Origin of the sequence: Phycicoccus mangrovi, assembly GCF_018729305.1 — a bacterium.
GTDB classification, from domain to species: domain Bacteria; phylum Actinomycetota; class Actinomycetes; order Actinomycetales; family Dermatophilaceae; genus Phycicoccus; species Phycicoccus jejuensis.
In genome coordinates this window covers 155,592-176,108 of sequence record NZ_JAHHWP010000012.1, presented here as the reverse complement: position 1 = coordinate 176,108, position 20,517 = coordinate 155,592, and the positions used below count along the sequence as shown (strand labels likewise).

General features: G+C 73.4%; 22 protein-coding genes. 10 read left to right on the top strand and 12 right to left on the bottom strand.

Annotated features, from left to right (window positions below; all coding sequences use genetic code 11):
* Position 1 precedes the first annotated feature (1 nt).
* The 3 genes from KMZ30_RS11230 to KMZ30_RS11220 all read right to left on the bottom strand — a co-directional run bounded on the left by KMZ30_RS11230 (position 2) and on the right by KMZ30_RS11220 (position 2,574).
* On the bottom strand, positions 2 to 1,354 hold the full coding sequence (locus KMZ30_RS11230; RefSeq protein WP_215512193.1) for a hypothetical protein: 1,353 nt from the start codon (positions 1,352 to 1,354) through the stop codon (positions 2 to 4).
* Positions 1,351 to 1,869 carry a SigE family RNA polymerase sigma factor gene (locus KMZ30_RS11225; protein WP_215512194.1) on the bottom strand — a complete coding sequence of 173 codons (519 nt, stop codon included), beginning with the start codon at positions 1,867 to 1,869 and terminating at the stop codon, positions 1,351 to 1,353. The genes KMZ30_RS11230 and KMZ30_RS11225 overlap by 4 nt, the downstream gene beginning before the upstream one ends.
* 102 nt (positions 1,870 to 1,971) lie before the next feature.
* On the bottom strand, positions 1,972 to 2,574 hold the full coding sequence (locus KMZ30_RS11220; RefSeq protein ID WP_215512195.1) for a hypothetical protein: 603 nt from the start codon (positions 2,572 to 2,574) through the stop codon (positions 1,972 to 1,974).
* A gap of 473 nt (positions 2,575 to 3,047) precedes the next feature.
* On the opposite strand from KMZ30_RS11220, the gene KMZ30_RS11215 reads away from it, so the two are divergent.
* From KMZ30_RS11215 to KMZ30_RS11205, 3 genes are all read left to right on the top strand, one after another.
* On the top strand, positions 3,048 to 3,278 hold the full coding sequence (locus KMZ30_RS11215) for a hypothetical protein (RefSeq protein WP_215512196.1): 231 nt from the start codon (positions 3,048 to 3,050) through the stop codon (positions 3,276 to 3,278).
* Between the two features lie 154 nt (positions 3,279 to 3,432).
* Positions 3,433 to 4,419 (top strand): GmrSD restriction endonuclease domain-containing protein, encoded by a 987-nt coding sequence (locus KMZ30_RS22370; RefSeq protein WP_215512197.1) that lies wholly within the window; start codon positions 3,433 to 3,435, stop codon positions 4,417 to 4,419.
* Between the two features lie 145 nt (positions 4,420 to 4,564).
* A complete protein-coding gene (locus KMZ30_RS11205; protein ID WP_215512198.1) occupies positions 4,565 to 5,437 on the top strand; it encodes a glycoside hydrolase family 25 domain-containing protein in 873 nt (290 codons plus the stop codon).
* Here KMZ30_RS11205 and KMZ30_RS11200 read toward each other — a convergent pair.
* Positions 5,424 to 6,098 carry an HAD family hydrolase gene (locus tag KMZ30_RS11200; protein WP_215512199.1) on the bottom strand — a complete coding sequence of 225 codons (675 nt, stop codon included), beginning with the start codon at positions 6,096 to 6,098 and terminating at the stop codon, positions 5,424 to 5,426. The two genes, KMZ30_RS11205 and KMZ30_RS11200, sit on opposite strands and share 14 nt — an antisense overlap.
* A gap of 123 nt (positions 6,099 to 6,221) precedes the next feature.
* Here KMZ30_RS11200 and KMZ30_RS11195 point away from each other — a divergent pair, with 123 nt between their 5' ends.
* Positions 6,222 to 6,557 carry a hypothetical protein gene (locus KMZ30_RS11195; protein WP_215512200.1) on the top strand — a complete coding sequence of 112 codons (336 nt, stop codon included), beginning with the start codon at positions 6,222 to 6,224 and terminating at the stop codon, positions 6,555 to 6,557.
* A gap of 77 nt (positions 6,558 to 6,634) precedes the next feature.
* Here the strand turns inward: KMZ30_RS11195 and KMZ30_RS11190 are convergent, their stop codons facing one another.
* Positions 6,635 to 6,928: a DUF4193 domain-containing protein gene (locus tag KMZ30_RS11190; RefSeq protein WP_030528457.1), complete on the bottom strand. Its 294-nt coding sequence runs from the start codon at positions 6,926 to 6,928 to the stop codon at positions 6,635 to 6,637.
* A 252-nt stretch (positions 6,929 to 7,180) separates the two neighbouring features.
* Positions 7,181 to 8,332: a serine/threonine-protein kinase gene (locus tag KMZ30_RS11185; protein WP_308279636.1), complete on the bottom strand. Its 1,152-nt coding sequence runs from the start codon at positions 8,330 to 8,332 to the stop codon at positions 7,181 to 7,183.
* A 262-nt stretch (positions 8,333 to 8,594) separates the two neighbouring features.
* Between KMZ30_RS11185 and KMZ30_RS11180 the strand changes: the two genes are divergently transcribed.
* Complete coding sequence (locus KMZ30_RS11180) at positions 8,595 to 9,917, top strand: serine hydrolase domain-containing protein (protein ID WP_215512202.1); 1,323 nt, start codon at positions 8,595 to 8,597, stop codon at positions 9,915 to 9,917.
* Positions 9,918 to 9,948: 31 nt separating this feature from the next.
* On the opposite strand, the gene KMZ30_RS11175 is transcribed toward KMZ30_RS11180, so the two are convergent.
* On the bottom strand, positions 9,949 to 11,067 hold the full coding sequence (locus KMZ30_RS11175) for a YihY/virulence factor BrkB family protein (RefSeq protein ID WP_215512203.1): 1,119 nt from the start codon (positions 11,065 to 11,067) through the stop codon (positions 9,949 to 9,951).
* 144 nt (positions 11,068 to 11,211) lie between these two features.
* Between KMZ30_RS11175 and KMZ30_RS11170 the strand changes: the two genes are divergently transcribed.
* The 5 genes from KMZ30_RS11170 to KMZ30_RS11150 all read left to right on the top strand — a co-directional run bounded on the left by KMZ30_RS11170 (position 11,212) and on the right by KMZ30_RS11150 (position 15,238).
* Positions 11,212 to 11,856: a hypothetical protein gene (locus KMZ30_RS11170; RefSeq protein WP_030528461.1), complete on the top strand. Its 645-nt coding sequence runs from the start codon at positions 11,212 to 11,214 to the stop codon at positions 11,854 to 11,856.
* Positions 11,857 to 12,110: 254 nt separating this feature from the next.
* Positions 12,111 to 12,314, top strand: a complete 204-nt coding sequence (locus KMZ30_RS11165; protein ID WP_215512204.1) for a hypothetical protein — start codon at positions 12,111 to 12,113, stop codon at positions 12,312 to 12,314.
* Positions 12,315 to 12,381: 67 nt separating this feature from the next.
* Entirely contained in the window at positions 12,382 to 13,005 is a 624-nt protein-coding gene (locus KMZ30_RS11160; protein ID WP_215512205.1) for a DUF47 domain-containing protein, read from the top strand.
* A gap of 6 nt (positions 13,006 to 13,011) precedes the next feature.
* Positions 13,012 to 14,007, top strand: a complete 996-nt coding sequence (locus KMZ30_RS11155; RefSeq protein ID WP_308279637.1) for an inorganic phosphate transporter — start codon at positions 13,012 to 13,014, stop codon at positions 14,005 to 14,007.
* A gap of 199 nt (positions 14,008 to 14,206) precedes the next feature.
* On the top strand, positions 14,207 to 15,238 hold the full coding sequence (locus KMZ30_RS11150) for a type IV toxin-antitoxin system AbiEi family antitoxin domain-containing protein (protein ID WP_215512206.1): 1,032 nt from the start codon (positions 14,207 to 14,209) through the stop codon (positions 15,236 to 15,238).
* Positions 15,239 to 15,270: 32 nt separating this feature from the next.
* Here KMZ30_RS11150 and pstB read toward each other — a convergent pair whose 3' ends face one another.
* From pstB to KMZ30_RS11125, 5 genes are all read right to left on the bottom strand, one after another.
* Positions 15,271 to 16,047, bottom strand: coding sequence for a phosphate ABC transporter ATP-binding protein PstB (pstB, locus tag KMZ30_RS11145; RefSeq protein WP_030528466.1), 777 nt, complete (start codon positions 16,045 to 16,047; stop codon positions 15,271 to 15,273).
* Between the two features lie 46 nt (positions 16,048 to 16,093).
* Positions 16,094 to 17,026 (bottom strand): phosphate ABC transporter permease PstA, encoded by a 933-nt coding sequence (pstA, locus tag KMZ30_RS11140; protein ID WP_215512207.1) that lies wholly within the window; start codon positions 17,024 to 17,026, stop codon positions 16,094 to 16,096.
* Positions 17,023 to 18,015, bottom strand: a complete 993-nt coding sequence (gene pstC / locus KMZ30_RS11135; RefSeq protein ID WP_215512208.1) for a phosphate ABC transporter permease subunit PstC — start codon at positions 18,013 to 18,015, stop codon at positions 17,023 to 17,025. Before pstC ends, pstA begins: the two co-directional genes overlap by 4 nt.
* 128 nt (positions 18,016 to 18,143) lie before the next feature.
* On the bottom strand, positions 18,144 to 19,268 hold the full coding sequence (gene pstS / locus KMZ30_RS11130) for a phosphate ABC transporter substrate-binding protein PstS (protein WP_215512209.1): 1,125 nt from the start codon (positions 19,266 to 19,268) through the stop codon (positions 18,144 to 18,146).
* A gap of 294 nt (positions 19,269 to 19,562) precedes the next feature.
* Positions 19,563 to 20,507 carry an NUDIX hydrolase gene (locus KMZ30_RS11125; RefSeq protein WP_308279638.1) on the bottom strand — a complete coding sequence of 315 codons (945 nt, stop codon included), beginning with the start codon at positions 20,505 to 20,507 and terminating at the stop codon, positions 19,563 to 19,565.
* Positions 20,508 to 20,517 lie beyond the last annotated feature (10 nt).

Sequence of the window (20,517 nt, the reverse complement as noted above, 5' to 3'; positions counted from 1 at the left end):
CTCAGGGCACCAAGGCCGGGCGGAGATGTCGGCGGTGTCGGAGCCCGACACCGGCGACGACGAGCACGAGCAGCACCCACGGCCCCCACCGGGCGAGCCGCTCGGACCAGACGGCCCGCTCGTCGACCTGCGGCGTGCCGCGGAGCTCGTTGCCCGCGAACGAGACACACGCGCCGTCGTAGCGGGACGAGACCGCGACGAGCTCGAACGCCGAGTCCGACCTGCCCGAGTAGCGCGCGCTCGGGTCCTCGACGAAACCCGTCACGTCGCCGTCGGTGTGGACCGGCAGCCCGTCCTTCCACGCCGGGTGACAGCCCCAGCCCGCCCACCCGAAGACGCTGCCTTCCGTGAAGCGCGTGGGGTCGAGCGTGCCGTCCGGCATCGGTTGGCCGAGGCCCCGACCGGAGCGGGCGTCGAAGAGCATCGCGAGGGTCCCGGTGATCTCGCCGGTGTCGGGGTCGACCTCCCCCTGGGTGAGCAGAAGGCGCGTGCCGTCCGGTGACAGGGAGGCATCCGGACCCGGAGCGCCGGGGTCTCCCCAGGTGATCGTCGCGCCCGTCGGGGTCCAGCGGCGGGCACCGACGGTCCAGCGGTAGAGCTCCAGCCCCGACGTGCCGGCGGGCGTGGGTTGCAGGGCCAGCACGGTGTCGTCGTCCGTCCATCCGGCGAAGATCGGAGGGACGCCTCCATCGACCAGAGGGGCCTCGACGGTCGAGCCGTCCGTGGCGACGACGACACCCGAGCGCGCTGGAACCCCTTGGTTGAAGGCGCCGACGAACACGCGCGAGGAGTCGGGGGACCAGAAGGCAGGCTGCTCGCTCGGCATCCACCGGCGCTCGAGGGCCGAACGCCCCTTCGCTGTGGGGAGGGTCTCGCCCGTGAGGAGGCGGCTGAGGACGGGACCACGAGCGAGCCACCGCCCGTCGGGGGAGAGGGCGACCTGCGGCCGGGAGGTGATGAGGGCGTCGGTGTCCAACGCCAACCGCCTGACCTCTCCGGTGGGAGAGACCGCGAAAGGACGCGAGTCGTTGCGCTCGGAGACGAGCGCTGCCGTCGTGCCGGGCGTCGAGGTCGCGGACGCGAAGGGCGGCTTCGGGATGGACCCCGGGTACGAGGTGAGGCGGACAGGACCGTCGTCGAGGCGGACGGCCGGGACCGTGACCCGCGGGGGGTCGACAGGCCAGGCGACGAAGGCCAGCAGGGCGACCACGCACGCGATGGCCAGCACCGGGACGGCACGAGCGGTCCGGCGGCGACGGCGGCCGCCGGCCCACAGCTGGTCGGGCGTCGGACCGACGTCGTCGACGCCGTCCACGAGTTCGCGCAGGGCGGTGGTCAGGGTGTCGGGGGTCATCGGAGGCTCTCCTGCCGGCCGAAGGTGGCGGCGAGCTCGGGCGCCAGGACGCACAGCCGCTCGAGCGCGTGCCGGGTCTGCGACTTGACGGTGCTGACGGAGCAGCCGAGGACCCGGGCGGTCTCGACCTCCGTGCGGTCCTCGTAGAACCGGGCGACGAGGACGGCACGCTGCCGCGGGGTGAGCCGGCGCAGGGCCGCGCCGAGCGTGACGCGCACGTCGGCGTCGTCGTGCGGGGACGAGTGGCCGCCCGGCCCGTCCGCGACCCCGTCGACGGGGTCGGGCTGGTGCCGTCGCCAGCGCCACGCATCGACCGAGCGCGTGTAGAGGATGCGGCGGACGTACGCGTCGGGTGTCGCCGGGTCGACCCTGCTCCAGTGCTGGGCGGCGCGGACCAGGGTCTCCTGCACGAGGTCCTCGGCGGAGTGGCGGTCGCCGGTCAGGAGCATCGCCGTGCGCAGCAGCGGGCCCCACCGCTCGCGCACGTAGGCGTCGAACGCCTCACGGTCGGCCATGTCCCCTCCTCGTCGCGCCGGCTGGTCCCGGCTCCTCCATCGATGAGTACGGACGACGGCACCTTCTCGGGTGGAGGCCCGCGCCGGGGCCCGCGCGAGGAGTCAGTCGGGCCGAGGCGTGAAGGGCAGCACCAGGAGGTCCTGGGTCTGCCGCTCCCCGACGGAGCTCGTCGCCGTGAGCGTGCCGACCCCCAGGTCCATGGCCACGTCGACGACGCGGTCGTCCACCGTCGCGTACTGGTCGCTGCGCCAGACGCCGTCGGCCGCGAGGAACCAGAGGGGCACTCCCCACACCGTGCCCACGTCGCCGGCGCGCACGGACACGTCGACGTTGACGTAGGAGCGCCGGCGCGAGAAGTGCGTGCGGTCGAGGTCGGCCGGGTCGAGCGTCAGCGACCACCGTCCCTCGGCATCCGTCGTCACCTCGGGGGTCGAGGCCATGTCGACGGCCTCGCCCACCTCGGTGTCGTCCTCCAGGGGCCAGATCTCGAGGTGGACGGTCGCCCGCTGGCCGGCCGGGAGCCCGGTCACGCGGCCCTGGATCGCCGTGAGACCGGTGCTCGGTCCGGACGGGGCGGGGGCCGGCACCGCGGTGACGGACGGCGTGCCGGAGGTCCCTCCGCCGGCCGCCGCCACCGTGGACCCGCAGCCGGTCAACGCCGCCAGTGACGCCACCAGCAGCGCCGCACCCAGTCGTCCCGACACGTCGTTCCCCCTCACCTCGCACCCTGACGGCGACCATGAGACCACGCGTCGGGGTCCGTCGTCAGCAAGTCGGTGCAGACCGGATCGGTGCGAGTCGCAGACCTTCGCGGGCTTCTCGGGTCCGGTCGTTCCCGGGACGGAATGGGGTCCGAGACCCTAGAGTCGCAACGCTCCGAGGGGGATCGTGGCGTCGACTCGTCGTGTCCGACCGAGGAAGCCGGCCTGCCCTCGACCGTCGGACGGGATGGCCGTCCGTCACGTCCGGGGGCCTCGACCTCCGGCCCCCGAGGAGGAACCGTCATCACGCCGTCCGTCATCCGGAGGTCGCCGGCCGCAGCCTGCACCCACGTCGGAGTCGCCGTCGTCCGGCCCGACCGCGCGAACGCGAAGTCCGGCCTCGATGCGGGGACGGCGTCGTGATGGCGTGGACGGGTGGCCCGGCTCGGTCGCCGGAGCCCGGACAGCGCGGCCGGATGGGCTCGTTCCTCCGCAGCCGCCTCGGGCCCGGGTCGGTGGTCGTCGCGACGCTCGCGCTCTTCTTCGTCGTGGGCCTGGGCCTCACGCTGGTGGGGGTGGTCCTCGCCGTCACGCTCGGGCCGTGGCCGCTCGCCGCCGGTGTGCTGGTGACGTCGGTCGCGCTCGCCGGCGCGGGGATGCTCGTCCGCCGCGGGCGGGTGGCCTCCCACGAGCCCGCCGGTCCGTAGCCGGCGCTCCCGTCGTCCGTTCGGCCCCTCCTCGGCGGGTCCTCGAGATGGCTGAGTCGGCCGACGGCATCCTGTCGGGGTGCGGCACAGGGGGAGTCATGGAGGTCGGCCCCCGAGCTCCCGACCGGGCCGCCGCTCCGGGCTGCGACGCAGGATGCTGGGAGCCGGACTCCTCGTCCTGGCGCTCACCGGCTGCGCGGGGGCGTCGGCCGATGCGCCGGCCCCCGACGAAACGCCGTCTTCCCACGTCACGGACCCCCGCACCCGGCCGTCCAAGACACCTGTCACCCCCACCCCAACGTCGTCCCCGTCCCCGACGGCGACGTCACCTGCGAGTCCCTCGGGCGCGCACCGCGGGTTCGCGCTGACCGCGCTGGAGTCGATCCGGGTCAAGGGTCGCGCGCCGAGGACCGGGTACGACCGAGCCCGGTTCGGGCAGGCGTGGGCCGACGTCGACCGGAACGGCTGCGACACCCGCAACGACGTCCTGCGGCGCGACCTCTCGTCGGTCACGCTGAAGCGTGGCACCAGCGGGTGCGTGGTGCTCTCGGGCATGCTCCACGACCCCTACACGGGTCACAGCGTCCGCTTCACCCGGGGCGCGCGCACCTCCGGTGCGGTGCAGGTTGACCACGTGGTCGCGCTGTCCGACGCGTGGCAGAAGGGCGCGCAGCGCTGGGACGAGGCCACCCGCACGGCCTTCGCCAACGACCCCCTCAACCTGCTCGCCGTCGACGGACCCACGAACGCCGCCAAGGGTGACGGCGACGCCGCGACGTGGCTGCCGCCGCGGAAGGCCGCGCGCTGCGGGTACGTCGCCCGGCAGGTGGCGGTGAAGCACCGCTACCACCTCTGGATGACGGCAGCCGAGCAGGCCGCCGTCGAGCGTGTCCTCGTGGGATGCCCCCAGCAGGCGCTGCCCACCGCACGGGTGGTGCCTCTCGGCGGGGCGCCCGAGGAGCGCGAGTCCCGCTCTGCGACAGCTGCGTCGCCGAAACCCGGGCGGTCCTCCGGTGCCGACCCGCGCTTCGGCTCGTGCCGGGCCGCGCGGGCCGCGGGGTACGGGCCGTACGTCGACGGGCGCGACACGGAGTACGGCTGGTACCGCGACGGCGACTCCGACGGCACGGTGTGCGAGTAGGAGTTTCGCCCGGACTTCGTCGAAACCGCTGCACGACAGACAGATCCGCGAGTACGTTCGCGCAGGCGCCACGGCGCGTGGGGGAAGGAGCCGGGGGGCTCTCCTGCGTCGGCGCTGCCCACCGTCGACTCCGAAAGGTTCCACCATGTTCCGCCACCGGTTGCGTCACGGCGCACCAGTCCTCGCTCTCGTCAGCGCCACCGCGCTCGTGCCCGTCCTCGCCATTCCGGCGACGGCCGTGCCCGCGGGCGCCCCGGTCGTCGCCGCGGCGGCCCCCGCCGCCCAGGGTACGCCCTACCTCGGCGCGGACATCTCGTGGCCCAACTGCCCCAAGGGAATGGGCATCCCGTCGCGCCGGAGCGAGGGCAACCCGATGCCGGACCGTACGGCACGCTTCGTGCTCGTCGGACTGACCAACGGCCCCGCGTTCACCCCGAACCCCTGCCTGAAGAAGCAGGTCGACTGGGTGCGCTCGCGGCACGTCTGGGCGGCTCCGTACGCCGTCGTCACGTACCCGACGGCCGCGCAGCTCACGAGGTACGGACGCACCGGCCCGTACCGGCCGACGTCCACGACGGCGCGGCTGCGCAACGTGGGGTGGGCCCAGGCCAGGACGAACCTCGTCCGGATGAAGGCGGCGGGACTCAGGTCGCCGATGGTCTGGATGGACGTCGAGCACTACCCGGTGCGCCCGTGGTCGTCGTCGCGCAGCCGCAACAAGGCCGTGGTCGACGGGGTGCTCGCCGGTTACCGGGACGCCGGGATGCGCGTGGGTGTGTACTCGACCCGCCTGCAGTGGATCGCGATCGTCGGCACCGGCGCGAACTACGGCCTGCCCGAGTGGCGCACGGCCGGCCAGACCTCACTGTCGGCGGCGCGTCGCATGTGCTCCGTCGCGTCGATCCAGGGCGGCCGGGCCGTCGTGGCCCAGTGGTGGACGCGCCGGACCGACCACGACGTCCTCTGCAGCGGGGAGGGCCGGGTGGCCCGGATGAGGCAGCACTTCAGGAAGTACTGAGGGGGTCCGGCGCGGCGGCGGCGAGCAGCATCCGCGCTGCCGCCCCGAGGCGGGGACGGCCGTCGTCGACGGGGACGAGGACGGTGGTCATCCCCGCGGCGGCCGCACCACCGTCGGTCGACCTCGAGTCGCCGAGCATCACGCAGTCGGCCGCCTCGACCCCCAGGCGCCGCGCGGCGAGCGCGAAGACGCGCGGGTCGGGCTTGACGAGCCCGACCTCGACCGAGAGGACGACGTCGTCCAGGTGCTCGAGCAGGCCCAGCTGCGCCAGCCGTCCGCGCGGGTCGAGGCCGATGTTGGACAGGAGGCCCACCCGCAGACCGTGCCGCCGGAGGGCGACGAGCAGGTCGACCGCCCCGTCGGAGGCCATCCAGTGCGCGAGCATCAGGTCGTAGAGGGCGGCGGAGAGCGGCGCGGAGGTCGAGGAGTCCTCGCGCAGCGACTCCTCGAAGGCCCGACGGTGCAGCGCAGGGTCGAGGTCCCAGGCGAGGTCCGGGTGACGTACCGCCGCGCGCGACCACACGTGCCGCAGCGAGGTGAGCACCGCCTGCCGGTCGGCGGGCTCGTCCCCGCTCGCCGCCACCGCGGCGTCGACCCAGGTGTCGACCGAGCCGGTCCGGACCAGCGTGTGGTGGAGGTCGACGAGGACGGCGCGCAGCATCCCCGCATCCTGTCAGCCGCCCGCCGACGCGTGCCCGGTTGCGCTGCACGTCCCGCACGGCGGCCGCCCGCTCCGGCAGACTCGCGGCAGCGTCGGCCCGTCGGGCCGCGAAGGAGGGGAGCCATGTCAGGACACGACACGCCGCCACCACCGCGCTTCGCGCCGCCACCGAGCGGACCGACGGGTCCGCCGCTCGTCCGGCTCCAGACGTGGGTCAACATCGCGCTGCTCATCATCCTGCTCGCGTCCTGCAGTGCGGCGAGCAACGCGGGCGACGTCGTCACCCGCGTCGTCGACGGCGGTGACGCCGCGTCGAGCGCCCAGATCGACGACATGTGCCGTCTGCTCGGCGCGGTGGCGCAGAAACAGGGCATCGACCTCGACACCGTCTTCCCCGCGGACTCGGGCGACCCGTCCGCGACCTGCCGGACCGTCGCACGGCAGGCCGGCACCCCCTGACGGGGGATGCACGAAGGCCGCACTCCGGGGGAGTGCGGCCTTCGTGCGGGTGTGCGGTCCTGTGGGGCCCGGAGGGGTCAGGCGCAGTCGAGGCAGATGCTCGTACCGGGCTTGGACTCCTGCGAGCGGTGCACGAGGAGGAAGCAGCTGATGCACGAGAACTCGTCGGCCTGACGGGGGATGACCCGCACCTCGAGGGAGAGGTCGGACAGGTCGGCGCCGGGGAGGGTGAGGCCGTCGACGGCCTCGGTGTCCTCCTCGAGGAGGTCGACGCTGGTCCCGCGGGACCGTGCGGCGTCGAGCTCGATGATGTTGTCGGACTTCTCTTCCTCACCGTCGCGAACCCGGGGAGCGTCGTAGTCGGTTGCCATGTCAAGCACCTCTCGGTCGATCGGGGTCGGCTGTGGCGGTGAGGCCGGAGCCATGAGTATGTCGAGGTCAGAGGCCTTTGTCAAAGCTTTGTCTGAAGTTTGACGAAGGTGCGTCTGCTCGGTGAACGGCGGGGGGCCCGCCGATGTTCCCGAGGGGTCCGTCGGTCGTCGACGGACGGCTCCCCGCGGGCCGTCCCCGGACGCGGCGGACGGGTGTGTGCGCCTCCCGGCGGGGTGCTGTCGTGTGGGCGGTCAGGGCATGAGCGCGAGGACGAGGCCCACGGCGAGCGTCGCCGCGAGCAGTGCCGTCGCGGGCAGCCAGGCCCAGTGGACCCGCCGGACGCCGTCCTCGCCGACCGTCACCGACGGTCCGGCCGGGACGCTGCCCCGCTCGTGGTGCAGCGCGCGCCGACGTCGACGGCGAGCCCGCGGAGCGGCGAGGGGTGCCACGGGCGTGAGGGGTGTGGGGGCCGGGTCGTGGTGGGCGTCGCGCCCCGAGGCGTCATCGACATCGTCCGCGGCAGAGCGACGTTCGGCCGTCAGGGCGTGACCCCGGACGTCATGGGCGGCGACCTCGTCCGGCTTCCGCAGTGGCGCGTCGGACAGCTGCTCCCCGAGCTCGCGGGCGCTCGCCGGGCGAGCGTCGGGTCGCTTGGCCAGGCACTGCTCGATGATCTCGCGCAGCTCGCCCGTCACGTGCTCGGGCAGCGGTGGCGGCGGGTCGTTGACCTGGGCGAGCGCGGTGGCCACGGGCGTGTTCCGGTCGAAAGGCCTTCTACCGGTGAGCATCTCGTGCGCGACGATGCCGAGGGCGTAGAGGTCGCTCGCGCCGGTGGCCGCCTCGCCGAGCGCCTGCTCGGGGGAGAGGTAGTGCGGTGTGCCGACGACCTCGCCGGTCTGGGTGTGCCCGCTGCCGTCGAGCGCGCGGGCGATGCCGAAGTCGGTGAGCTTCACGGTGCCGTCGGCCGAGAGCAGGATGTTCGCCGGTTTGACGTCGCGGTGCACGACCCCGGCCTCGTGCGCGGCGCCGAGGGCGAGGGCGGCCTGGGCCATCACCGACCGCACCCGCTCGGGCGGCTGGGCTCCTTCTCGGCGCACGAGGACCGACAGCGGCTCGCCGTCGACGAGCTCCATCACGAGGTAGGCGAGGTGGTCCTCCTCGCCGTAGTCGTAGACGGTGGCGATGTTCGGGTGCGCGAGGGCGGCCGTGTACAGGGCCTCGTCACGGAAACGGCGGGCGAAGACCGGCTCGCTGTCGGTGCTCGGGCGCAGCACCTTGACGGCGACCGTGCGGTCGAGGACCTCGTCGTCGGCGCGCCACACGTCGCCCATCCCGCCGGAGGCGATGCGTGAGCCCAGCAGGTACCGGCCCCCGAGGCGGTACCCCTGCTGCAGCCGGTTCACCGGTGTCGACTCGTTCGCACGGCCACGACCATACGCCCGTCGGACCCGTGCGCTCGCCAAGGCTGACCTGCGGTGTTGAGGGTTTGTCGAAAAGTGACCGAACCGACACCCCATCTGTCCCACCCGGCACCGACGCACCCACCGCCTCAGGCGTGAGGGGGAGGGAGGGCCCCGACCCGCGGGGGATCCCCGGCGCCGTCGGCGCCGGTAGACCGGGGGGACGGCAACCGCCGCACGACCGACCCGACCCGAGGGGAACCCGATGACCAGCACCCGACGACTCCACCGCCTCCGCGCCGGCCTCGCCCTCGGCGCGGTCGGTGCCCTGGCCGCCACCGGCGCCGCCCAGGCCGCCCCGATCCCGGCCGCGACGGAGGCCTCGTCGGTGGCCGTGGCGAGGACCGGGGACGACCGGGCCGCCGCGCGTGCGCGCCTCGACGAGCGGCTCGAGGAGCTGACGGCCGCCGGGGCCGTGGGCGCCGTCGCCCACAGCCGCGGAGCCACCGGCCGGGCGTGGAACGGGGCGGCCGGCGTGCGCACCATCGACGCCGCGCGCCCCGCCCGGCCCGGGGACACCGCGCGGGTCGCGAGCGTCACCAAGGCGATGGTCGCCGTCCTCGCGCTGCAGGAGGTCGACCGCAAGCGGTGGACGCTCGAGACGACCGTCGACGACGTCTGGCCGGGGCTGCTGCCGGGCCACGGTGACGTCACCCTCGAGCAGCTGCTCTCGCACCGCAGCGGCCTGCCCGACTACCTCGTGCCCCTCCTCGGCGACGCGCAGACCGGGACCGACCTCGTCGACGTCCTCACCCGGGACCGCACCGACCGGCAGCTCGTGCGGGCCGGGCTCTCCCAGCCCTGGCTGTTCGAGCCCGGGACGTCGTTCTCCTACTCCAACACCAACTACGTCGTCGTCGGGCTCATGCTGCAGCGCGCGACGCACCGCCCGGTCGCCTCGCTCCTCCGGCAGCGCGTCTTCCGCCCGGCCGGGATGCGCGACGCCCGCTTCCCGACCACCGGACGGACCTTCGCCGGGCCGGCGCACCTCGGCGACTACGCCGTGCTCGAGCGGCCCTACCTGCTCGACGGCACGAGCTCGAGCGTCTTCTCGTCGGCGGGCGCGGTCGTCGCGAGCGCCGCGGACATCGGGTCCTTCTACCGGTCCCTCCTGGCGGGGCGGCTCGTCTCGAAGCGCTCGCTGGCGCAGATGCTCACCCCGCGAACCACCGAGCCGCTGGCCTACGGCCTCGGCGTCTACCGCGCGACCGACCCCTGCCCCGACGCCTCCGGGCAGCCCGGCACCCTCTACGGCCACGACGGCGCCTCGTTCGGCACCATCACGCTCGTCTTCACCTCCGCCGACGGCACCCGACAGGCGAGCGTCGCCTTCGGTGGACGGCAGTACACCGCCGACGCACCGACCGCGGCGGCGGCCAACCGGGTCCTCGTCGACGCCCTCGTCTCGACGTGCCCCCGGCCCGTGCCGGCGGCGGCGGCGCAGCGCAGCCTCGCCGAGCTCGACCGGCTCTCGGCCGGCCTCGACACCCGGGCCGAGGCCCTGCCCGAGGCGCTCACCACTCGGTGAGGGCGGCTCCTCTCGCGCGGCGCCCTCCGGCTCAGCGGCGGCGGGCGCCCTGCGAGGGGAGCGGCTCGAGCTCGACGCCGTCGGCGCGCTCGTCGTGCGGTCGCGGCTCCGGGATGCCCCGCCGCAGCCGGCGCCCGGCGCGGACCCGCTCGTCGAGCTTCTCCTTGGCCTTCTCGGCGCCCGAGGCGTCCTTGAGCGGCAGCTGGACCGTGTGCTCCGCCTTGATGCCCGCCTCGAGCTCGCGGACCCGCTCGAGCTCGGCGTCGACCTCGGCACCGAAGAGCAGCGCGAGGTTGGTGATCCACAGCCAGAGGAGGAAGACGATGATGCCGGCGAGCGAGCCGTAGGTCTTCGCGTATGAGCCGAACGTCGTCACGTAGAACCCGAACCCGACCGAGGCGAGGACCCAGACGCCGATCGCGACCGCGGCCCCGACGGACACCCAGCGGAAGCGGGGCTGGCGCACGTTCGGGGTCCAGTAGTAGAGGACCGCGACCATGACGACGACGACGCCGAGCATCACCGGCCACTTGGCGACCGTGAAGACCGTGACGGTGGCCGCCTGGAGCCCGATCCGGCTGCCCACGACGTCGGCGAGCGGGCCACTGACGACGAGCCCGACGAGCACGAGGCCCGCCATCACGACGAGGCCGAGGGTGATGAGGACCTGCTGCGGCCGCAGCTTCCACACGGGACGCCCCTCGGGCACCTCGTAGACGCGGTTGAGGGCCCGGCCGAACGCGCCGACGTAGCCCGAGGCGGAGAAGAGGGCGGTGCCGATGCCGAGGACGAGGGCGAACCCGGCGCCGCTCGCGCCGATCATCGAGCGGATGGGCTCCTGCAGCTGGTCGGCCGCGTCGCCCTGGCCGAGCTGGCGCACGATGTCGAGCAGCTGCTGGGTCGTCGACTCGCCCTGCCCGAAGACGCCGAGCAGCGAGACGAGCGCGAGGATCGCGGGGAAGATCGCGAGCACCGAGTAGTACGTGAGGGCGGCGGCGAGGTCGGTGCACTGGTCGCGCTGGAACTCGGCGAACGCCGCCTTGGCGGTCCGGCGCCATCCGCGGGGGCTGACGTCGGTGGGCGAGTCCGGGGTGCGGTCGCGGCCGGCCCCGGGCTCGCGCCGCCGGTCGGCGGGTGCGTCGGTGGCCATGGTCGTCCTCCGGGGGTGCGGGGGTGCCCGGCGGGCACGGCGGTCCCTCCCAACCTAGCCGGGGCCACCCGCATCGGCGCTGGTGAGGGCGCTCCGATGCCCCGTGCCGCCACGGGGCGGCGTGCGAGGTGCGAGACTGCCCGGATGACGAGCGACGGAGGACGACCCGTGCCGCGTCGGCCGGTGCGCTTCGGCCCGGACGCCCTCGAGGCCCATGGCGGGACACTGCCCGGCCCCGCCGAGACCACCGAGATGGCGCACCAGACGGCGGCCATCCTCGTCGGCGCGGGGCGCGCGGCCCACGACCCGCAGGTCACCTCGCGCCTCGTCTCGCTCGTCGACGACCTCGGCCTCTCGACCGTCGCCGACCTGTGGTCCTCGCGGCCGGGGCGCTCGCTGCCCGGAGCGCTGTGGCGGCTCTACGCGCTGCGCGAGTGGGTGCGGCGCAGCCCGGAGGCCGCGAGCCGCGAGTACGCGGCGGGCATCCGCTTCACCGACGTCGCGCACGTCGTGGCGGGCATCGCCGAGCCGCCCGAGCCCGCAGAGCTCATGCGCGTCGCCGACCAGATCCTCGCCGGCGTGTTCGAGGGCGACCTCGCCGTAGCGCTGGAGCGAGCGTCGGCGTTCTGCGCCGTCATCGCCGCCGGACGCGCCGAGCTCGCCCACGACCACGACGTCCTCGACCCCCTCTCGGCCACCGACCTCACGCGCAGCGGCGCCGCCCTGCTCGCGACCGGTGAGGACCTGCGGGCCAGCGCGCGGCTCTGGCGCACCGGCGAGCTCGACTGAGAGCCGCATGCTCCCGTCGGCGGATCGGTCCCCGCATCGGGAACATCCCCGGCCGGGGCACGCGTTATGGTCTTCCGTGGGTGCCGGGCCGCGGCAGCCCCGGGTCCCAACATCAGCCGCTACGAGCGGCCACGCGCCGTGAGGCGCTCCCGGTCCGGCATCCACCTCATCGCCTCGCGGGCGTCTTGGACGCCGCGCGCGTTCGCCCGGTCGGGGTCCTGCCGTCACGCGCTGTTTGCCCCTACGGTGGCGGCATGCCACCGGACGACCCGCTGACCGACGATGCGCTCCAGGAGGAGATCGAGCTCGTCGGGGCGCTCGTGCTCGAGGCCTCGGCCAGCGACGGACCGATGGACCAGGAGCACATCGACGCCGTCCTCGGGGTCGGGGAGGGCGACGCACCGGGGGAGTCGGACGCCGACGGGGGCGACGCGGTCGCGGAGGATGCGGGGTCCTGACGCGAGGTGCCGGGCTGGGGCCTAGCCTGTACCCGAGCACCAGGCCGTTCCCCGGGAGACCGTCATCGTGGGCTTTCGCCGCACCCCGTCCGACCCCTCCTTCTACGCGCTGTTCGCCGACTCGGCCCGACAGCTCGTCGAGGGCGCAGGGGCGCTGACCGCGCTCCTCGGGGCGGACGCCGAGGAGCGCGAGGCCATCCTCAAGCAGATGCACGAGATCGAGGCCGCGGCCGACGACGCCACGCGCGCGATCGTCCGCAAGGTCGGCGGCTCGTTCGTCACGCCGTTCGACCGCTCCGACATCCACGCCCTCGCGGTCGCGCTCGACCAGTGCGTCGACCTCATGGAGGCCGCGGTCGACCTCATCGTCCTCTACCGCGTCGACGAGCTGATGCCGCGCGTGGCCAAGCAGGTCGAGGTCATCCAGCGGATGGCCGAGCTGACCGCCGACGCGATGCCGCGGCTGCGCTCGCTCAAGGAGATGGACGCCTACTGGGTGGAGATCAACCGGCTCGAGAACAGGGCGAACAAGCAGTACCGCCGGATGCTCGCCGACCTGTTCAACGCCAAGAAGGCCGACCCCCTGACGGTCATGAAGCACAAGGACATCATCGACGCGCTCGAGGCGACCGCGAACGGCTTCGAGCACGTGGCGATGACCGTCGAGGCGATCGCCGTCCGGGAGTCCTGACCCGTCGTGGAGTGGTGGCCCGCGGCCCTCGTCGTCGTCCTCGCGATGGGCTTCACGTACACGAACGGCTTCCACGACTCGGCGAACGCCATCGCGACCTCGGTCTCGACGCGCGCGCTGACGCCCCGCATCGCGCTCGCGCTCGCGGCCGTCATGAACCTCGCCGGCGGGTTCGTCGGCGTGCGCGTGGCCGAGACCGTCGGCGGCGACATCGTCTCGGTGCCGACCGGGCCGACCGGGATCGTCCTGTGCGTCGGCGCGCTGCTCGGTGCGACCGGCTGGAACCTGCTGACGTGGTGGCGGGGGCTGCCGTCGTCGTCGACGCACGCGCTGATCGGCGGCCTCGGCGGGGCGGCGCTCGCGGCCGGGGCGACGGTCAAGTGGGACAGCATCCTCGACAAGGTCGTCGTGCCGATGCTCGTCTCGCCGGTCGTGGGGCTGGCCGGCGGCTTCGCGCTGATGACGCTCATCCTGTGGGTCTTCCGGCGGGCGCGGCCCGGGCCGGCGGTGCGCGGCTTCCGGTACGCGCAGACGGTGTCGGCCGCGGCGATGGCCTTCGGCCACGGGATGCAGGACGCCTCGAAGACCGCCGGTGTCGTCGTGCTCGCGCTCGTCGCCGGTGGGCACCGGGGGGCCGACGACGCGTCCGTGCCGTGGTGGGTGCTCGCGCTGTCGGCGGTGGTGCTCTCGCTCGGGACGTACGCCGGCGGGTGGCGGATCATCCGCACGCTGGGGCGCGGGATCATCCACCTCGACCCGCCGCAGGGGTTCGCGGCCGAGGCGTCGGCGGCGTCCGTGCTGTGGGTCGCGACGATGACCGGGGCGCCGGTCTCGACGACGCACGCCATCACCGCGGCGATCACCGGGGCCGGCGCGACCCGCTCAGCCAAGGCGGTGCGCTGGGGTGTGGCGCGCTCCATCGTCGTCGCCTGGCTGCTGACCTTCCCCGGTGCCGGCCTCGCGGCCGCCCTCGTCTACGCCGTCCTCTCCCCCCTCACCTGACCGCGCCTCTCCCGGGGTTCAAGCCGACTTATTGCCCATCCGCCACCTTTCGGGCCCGGATGTGGGTCCCCTCAGGTGGCGGATGAGCAATAAGTCGGGTCGAGCGGGTCGTCCACAGGGTCGGCGGATGGGGCTCGTCGTCCACAGATGCCGCCCCGGGGATGTCGCGCGCGTCCTTCCTCGGCTCATGGTGGCGGCTGTGGAGGCTCTCCCGATCTGCTTCACCCGGGCCGAGGCGCTCGCGGACGGATGGTCCGCGCGGCGCCTCGACGCCGCGGTGCTCGGTGGTCGCCTCGAGCGGATCGTGCCCGGGCTGTACGCGGACGCCGCCGCGTGGTCGGGGATGCCGCCGTGGGACCGTCACCTGGCCATCGCCCGCACGGCGAGCCGGACCACCCCCGACGCGATCATCAGCCACGCGAGCGCGGCCGCCCTCCTCGGTCTGCCGATGCCGCCGCACCCGCCAGAGCTGGCCACGCTGACGCTGCTGGACGACTCCCGGACGTCGCGAGAGGACTCGTGGCGCCGGTTCCACCGTGGCGCAACGCCGCCGTCGCACGTGTGGATTCGGAAGGGGACACCGTTCCTCGTGCCGGGTCGGACGGTCGTCGACTGCCTGCGGGACATGCGGCCCGGCGACGCGCTCGCCGTCGTCGATGCGGCGCTGCGTCGGGGACTCGTGACATCCGCCGGGTTGGCGGAGATGCGGGAGCACCAGCGCCGCTGGCCGGGCATCGCGGTCGCCGACCTGCTGCTCGAGCTGGCCGACGGCCGGCGCGAGAGCTGGTTGGAGTCGGTGAGCGCGTACGTCTTCGCCTCGTGGGAGGCCCCGCCGGGCGTGCCGCAGGTGGTCGTGCGCGACGAGTACGGCCGCTTCGTCGCCCGTGTGGACGTGGGGTGGGAGGGGCTCGGGGTGGTGGGGGAGGCCGACGGCCGGGGGAAGTACCTGCTGGACGCGCCGCCGGACGCGGGGCAGGAGGAGGCTGCGGCGCGCAAGGTGGTCGCCCAGGGGGTGCGTGAGTCGCGCCTGCGCGACCTCGGTCTCGAGGTGCTGCGCTGGGAGACCGCGGACGTCCTCGGAGGTCAGGACGCGCTTCGACAACGGTGGGAGGCCGCGCTGCGACGAGCCCGCCCGGACGTCGTCACGGCGCGGTTCGAGTGCTCCTGCTGCGCCCGTCCCCTCACTGATTGCGCATTCGCCACCCGGACGGACCGTTTCCGGGGGTCCTGAGGTGGCGGATGCGCAATACGTCGGGTGGGAGATCAGCCGAAGCGGCCGCTGATGTAGTCCTCGGTGGCCTTCTCGGTCGGGTTGGAGAAGATGCGCTGGGTGTCGCCGACCTCGACGAGGCGCCCGGGCTCGCCGGTGGCCTTGAGGTTGAAGAACGCCGTCTGGTCCGAGACGCGGGCGGCCTGCTGCATGTTGTGCGTGACGATGACGATCGTGTAGTCGGACTTCAGCTCGTTGATGAGGTCCTCGATGGCCAGCGTCGAGATCGGGTCGAGCGCCGAGCACGGCTCGTCCATGAGCAGCACCTGCGGGTTCACGGCGATGGCCCGCGCGATGCACAGGCGCTGCTGCTGCCCGCCCGAGAGGCCGGCGCCGGGCTTGTCGAGGCGGTCCTTGACCTCGTTCCAGAGGTTCGCGCCCTTGAGCGAGGTCTCGACGACCTCGTCGAGCTTCTTCTTGTTCTTCAGCCCGTTGAGCTTCAGCCCGGCGGCGACGTTGTCGCGGATGGACATCGTCGGGAACGGGTTCGGCCGCTGGAACACCATCCCGACCGTCCGCCGCACCGCGACGGGGTCCATCGAGGAGGCGTACAGGTCCTGGTCGTCGAGCATGACCGAGCCGTCGACCCGTCCGCCGGGGATCACCTCGTGCATCCGGTTGAGGGTCCGCAGCACGGTCGACTTGCCGCAGCCGGACGGGCCGATGAAGGCGGTGACGGAGCGGGGCTCCACGGTCATCGTCACACCCTCGACGGCCTTGAAGTCGCCGTAGTAGATGTCGAGGTCCTTGACGTCGATGCGCTTGGCCATGGGTGCGGTGTCTCTTTCCGGAGGTGGTCGTCGGGGACGTCGGGGGTCAGCTCTTGACCTTGCTGAAGCGGCCGACGAAGCGGCCCAGCAGGTTGAGCAGGAAGACGAGGAGGATGAGGGTGAGCGAGGCGCCCCAGACCCGGTCCACCGCCGGCTGGAGGGCCTCGACGCGGTCCTGGTTGATCATCGTGGGCAGGGTCGCCATGAGGCCGCCGAACAGGTCGGTCGCGATGACCTTCGTGTACGGGCCGAGGATGATGAGCGGCGCCGTCTCGCCCATGACGCGGGCGAGGCCGAGCAGGATGCCGGTGACGATGCCGGAGAACGCCGTCGGGACGACGACCTTCATGATCGTCTTCCACTTCGGCACGCCGAGCGCGTACGACGCCTCGCGCAGCTCGTTGGGGACGAGCTTGAGCATCTCCTCGGTCGAGCGGACGACCGTCGGGATCATGAGCAGGGTCAGCGCGAGCGTCACCGCGAAGGCGACTCGCTGGAAGTCGAACGTCGTCACCCACAGCGCGTAGATGAACAGCGCCGCGACGATCGAGGGGATGCCGGTGAGGATGTCGACCATGAACGACACGACCCGGGCCAGGCGCCCGCGGCCGTACTCGACGAGGTAGACGGCGGTCAGCACGCCGACGGGCACCGACATCACGGCGGTCACGGCCGCCTGGATGAGCGTGCCCTGGATGGCGTGGACGGCACCGCCGCCCTCGCGCCGCGAGGTGATGCCGGCCTGGCTGTTGGTCCACCACTGCGCCTCGAGCAGCATGTGGCCGCCCTTGACGAGGGTCGAGCCGAGGATCCAGACCAGCGGCACGACGGCGACGGCGAAGGCGAGCCACATGACGACCTTCGCGAGGAGGTCCTTCGCGGCGCGGCCGCCGGACTTCTCGCCGAGCCCGCGGGTCGGGGAGGACCCGGTGCCGGGGGGCGTCGTGGGGGCGGTGGTGTCGAGCTGGGCGGTGCTCATTCGGAGAAGGCCTTCCTGCGCTCGATGACGATGCGGGCGGCGGCGTTGACGAGGAACGTCACGACGAAGAGCACGAGGCCGGCGGCGATGTACGCGCCGGTCTTCTGCGGGGTGTCGAACTCGCTCGCGCCGCCGGCGATCTTCGAGGCGAAGGTGGAGCCGCCGTTGAAGATCGAGAAGCTCCACTCCTTCGTCGGGCTGAGGGTCGACAGGAGGATGAGGACGGCGAGCGTCTCGCCGAGCGCGCGGCCGAGGCCGAGCATCGCCGCGCTGATGATGCCGGGCTTGCCGTAGGGCAGGACCGCGACGCGGATCATCTCCCACTTCGTCGCGCCGAGGGCGAGCGCACCCTCCTTGTGGGTCGTCGGCACCTGCGCGAAGACCTCGCGCGAGATGGCCGTGACGATCGGCAGGATCATGATCGCGAGGATGACGCCGGCGAAGGCGAGGGTGCTCTTTGCGCTGACGTTCTGGTCGGACAGGAACGGGATCCAGCCGAGGGCTCCCTGGATGACGCTCGCGACCGGCTCGAAGTACTGACCGGCGATGTTCAGCCCCCAGAAGCCGTAGACGATCGAGGGGACGGCGGCGAGCAGGTCGACGGTGGCGGCCGCCGGGCGCGAGAGCCAGCGCGGCGCGTACTGCGTGATGAAGAGGGCGACCGCGACGCCGAGCGGCACCGCGATGAGCATCGCGATGACCGAGGTGACGAGGGTGCCCCAGGCGAGGTCGGCGATGCCGAAGCGCGGGTTCGCGCCGCTCGGGCTCCACTCGCGCGAGAGGAGGAAGTTGGCGTCGTTGTTCATGAGCGACGGCACGGCCTGCACGAGCAGGAAGACGCCGACGAGCGTCACGATCGCGACGACGAGCAGGCCCGAGCCCGTGGCGAGGCCGCCGAAGATGCGGTCGCCCAGCCGGCCGGTGGAGGCGCGGTCGGCGTCGTGCGGGTCGTCGTCGATCGTTGAGCGGCCGGTGATGGAGGTCGTCACGTCGTCCTCGGTCTCGGTGGGGGTGGTGGTCGTGCCAGAGGGCGGGCCGGTGGTTCCGGCCCGCCCCCGTGGCGGGTGGTCGGGGCGGCGAGACGCTCCGACCGGGTGGCGCCGCGGGCGCCGGTGGGTCAGGAGATCGCCGCGATGGCGGTCTGGACCTTCTCCTCGATCGAGGACGGGAGCGGCGCGTAGCCGATCTCCTCGAGGCCCTTCTGGACCTCCGGGTCCGCGAAGTGCGTGAGGAAGCCCTTGACCTTCGTGGCCGTCGCCGCGTCCTTGTACTTCGAGCAGACGATCTCGTAGGTGACGAGGAGGATCGGGTAGGCGCCGGCCTCCTTGGTCGCGTAGTCGAGCTTGAGGCGCAGGTCGTTGCCCTCGCCGTCGTTGGCCGCGGCCTCGAGGGCCTTGCCGACCGACTCGCCGGTCAGCTCGACCGCGCCGCCGCCGTTGTCGACCTTCGCGACACCGAGGTCGTTGTCCTTGGCGTAGCTCCACTCGACGTAGGTGATGCCGCCCTCGGTGGACTTGACGCCCTCGGCGACACCGGCGGACTTCTCCTTGCCCTCACCCGAGGCGGGCCACACCTTCGCGGGGTCGTAGCTCCAGGCGTCCCCGGCCGCACCCGAGAGGTACTTCATGAAGTTCTCGGTGGTGCCGGACTCGTCCGAGCGGAAGAAGACCTTGATGTCGGTCGCGGGGAGGCTGACGCCCGAGTTGATCGCGGCGATCTTGGCGTCGTTCCACTTCGTGATCTTGCCGTCGAAGATCTGCGCGGCGACGTCAGGCGTGAGGGTCAGCGAGTCGACGCCGGGGACGTTGTACGCCAGCGCGATCGGGCCGGTGACCATCGGGATGTTCCAGGCGGGGGAGCCGCAGGTCTGGGCGGCCGCGTCGGTCTCGACGACGCCGTCCTTCTCCTCGGTCTTGAGCGCCGAGTCGGAGCCGGCGAAGTCGACCTGGCCGGCGATGAACTGCTTGATGCCCGCGCCCGAGCCGGTCGGGTTGTAGTTGACGGTGGCGCCGGAGCAGGCCTCCGAGTAGGACGCGGCGGCCTCCTCGAAGGCGTTCTTCTGCGCGGAGGAGCCCTCGGCGTTCAGGGTGCCGTCGAAGCAGTCGGAGGAGGTGGAGGAGGAGCTCGAGCCGGAGCCGGCGGTCGTGCCGGTGCCCGAGTTGTTGTCCGAACCACAGCCGGCGAGAGCGATGGAACCGACCAGGGCGAGGCTCGCGAGCTGGCCGAAGCGGCGGGTCTTCACAGGTGTACCTCTCGGAGGTCAAGGGAGTCGTGGAGCCGGACATCGATGTCCGACGCTGAGGACGGTAGGGAGGCCGGGTGACGCCGTGGCCCGTCACCGGTGAACGGGGCGTGAACAGCACCCGAGCATCGGCCGACGGGACGGTCAGGTCCCGGGGACGGATGCGTGTCGCGACGGGCGCTCCCGCGTCCCGCTGTCCTGTGAACGTGTGTGAAGAACGTCGGCATGCCGACGTTCTTCACACACGTTCGGGAGAGAGCGGGTGGGGCGGGTGGGGCAGGTGGGGTGGGGGCGTCAGGGGAGGTGACGCTCGACGGCGACGACGCGGGCAGCCGGGCCGGTGCCGGCGACGTGGAGGACGAGGGCCTCGCCCTTGACGAGCTTCGCGTCGCCGGCGGCGGCCAGCAGCGCGCGGTCGGCGGCGGGGGAGGAGGCGGCGAGCGGCGCCAGCACCTCGAGCAGGGCCGGGAGGACCGGGCCGTGCGAGCAGAGCACCGCCGGCCGGCCGGCCTCGAGCAGCCGCAGGACGCGGCGCGGGGCCTTGGCGGGGTCCTCCTCGAACCCCTCCTCCGACAGCCCGCCGCGGGTGCGGACGGTCAGCCCGGCGGAGGCGGCGAACGGCGCGACGGTCGCGACGCAGCGCACCGACGGCGAGCTGACGACCCGCCGCGGGGCGTACGCCGCGAGGACGCCGACGAGCGCCGACGCGCGCGCCACCCCGGCGGCGTCCAGAGGGCGCAGCGTGTCGTCGCCGCCGGACCACGCCCCGCGCGCGACGGCGTGGGCGTGCCGGACGACGACGAGCGGCCAGGTGTCGAGCGAGCCCGCCTGGTGGTGGCGGACGAGGGCGCGCAGCTGCTCGCGGTCGCGGGCGTAGTCGAGCCGGTCGTGGGCCTCGCGGGGGTCGAGCCACGCGACGTCGTCGATCTCGTTGACCAGCTCGCCGGTGCCGCCGACGACGCGCGCCGCCCAGTAGCGCACCACCTTGTCGGCGGGCCGGCCGTCCTTGTCGAGCATCGTGTAGCGGGCCTCGGGCAGCGGGACGCCGAGCCGCACCCGCAGCCCGGTCTCCTCCTCGGTCTCCCGGGCCGCGGCGGGCGCCCACTCCTCGCCCGGGTCGAGCTTGCCCTTGGCCCAGGCCCAGTCGTCGTAGCGCGGACGGTGGACGAGGGCCACCTGGAGCGCGTGGCCGCGCACCCTCCAGGGGAGGGTGCCGGCGGCCGGGATCGTCGTCGGCACGGTCGGGCCG

What these genes read in the sequence shown, in the direction of transcription:
- KMZ30_RS11230 (WP_215512193.1), bottom strand. Translation starts at nt 1,354, where the DNA reads ATGACCCCCGACACCCTGACCACCGCCCTGCGCGAACTCGTGGACGGC.
- KMZ30_RS11225 (WP_215512194.1), bottom strand. Translation starts at nt 1,869, where the DNA reads ATGGCCGACCGTGAGGCGTTCGACGCCTACGTGCGCGAGCGGTGGGGC.
- KMZ30_RS11215 (WP_215512196.1), top strand. Translation starts at nt 3,048, where the DNA reads ATGGGCTCGTTCCTCCGCAGCCGCCTCGGGCCCGGGTCGGTGGTCGTC.
- KMZ30_RS22370 (WP_215512197.1), top strand. Translation starts at nt 3,433, where the DNA reads ATGCTGGGAGCCGGACTCCTCGTCCTGGCGCTCACCGGCTGCGCGGGG.
- KMZ30_RS11205 (WP_215512198.1), top strand. Translation starts at nt 4,565, where the DNA reads ATGTTCCGCCACCGGTTGCGTCACGGCGCACCAGTCCTCGCTCTCGTC.
- KMZ30_RS11200 (WP_215512199.1), bottom strand. Translation starts at nt 6,098, where the DNA reads ATGCTGCGCGCCGTCCTCGTCGACCTCCACCACACGCTGGTCCGGACC.
- KMZ30_RS11195 (WP_215512200.1), top strand. Translation starts at nt 6,222, where the DNA reads ATGTCAGGACACGACACGCCGCCACCACCGCGCTTCGCGCCGCCACCG.
- KMZ30_RS11190 (WP_030528457.1), bottom strand. Translation starts at nt 6,928, where the DNA reads ATGGCAACCGACTACGACGCTCCCCGGGTTCGCGACGGTGAGGAAGAG.
- KMZ30_RS11180 (WP_215512202.1), top strand. Translation starts at nt 8,595, where the DNA reads ATGACCAGCACCCGACGACTCCACCGCCTCCGCGCCGGCCTCGCCCTC.
- KMZ30_RS11175 (WP_215512203.1), bottom strand. Translation starts at nt 11,067, where the DNA reads ATGGCCACCGACGCACCCGCCGACCGGCGGCGCGAGCCCGGGGCCGGC.
- KMZ30_RS11170 (WP_030528461.1), top strand. Translation starts at nt 11,212, where the DNA reads ATGACGAGCGACGGAGGACGACCCGTGCCGCGTCGGCCGGTGCGCTTC.
- KMZ30_RS11165 (WP_215512204.1), top strand. Translation starts at nt 12,111, where the DNA reads ATGCCACCGGACGACCCGCTGACCGACGATGCGCTCCAGGAGGAGATC.
- pstB (WP_030528466.1), bottom strand. Translation starts at nt 16,047, where the DNA reads ATGGCCAAGCGCATCGACGTCAAGGACCTCGACATCTACTACGGCGAC.
- pstA (WP_215512207.1), bottom strand. Translation starts at nt 17,026, where the DNA reads ATGAGCACCGCCCAGCTCGACACCACCGCCCCCACGACGCCCCCCGGC.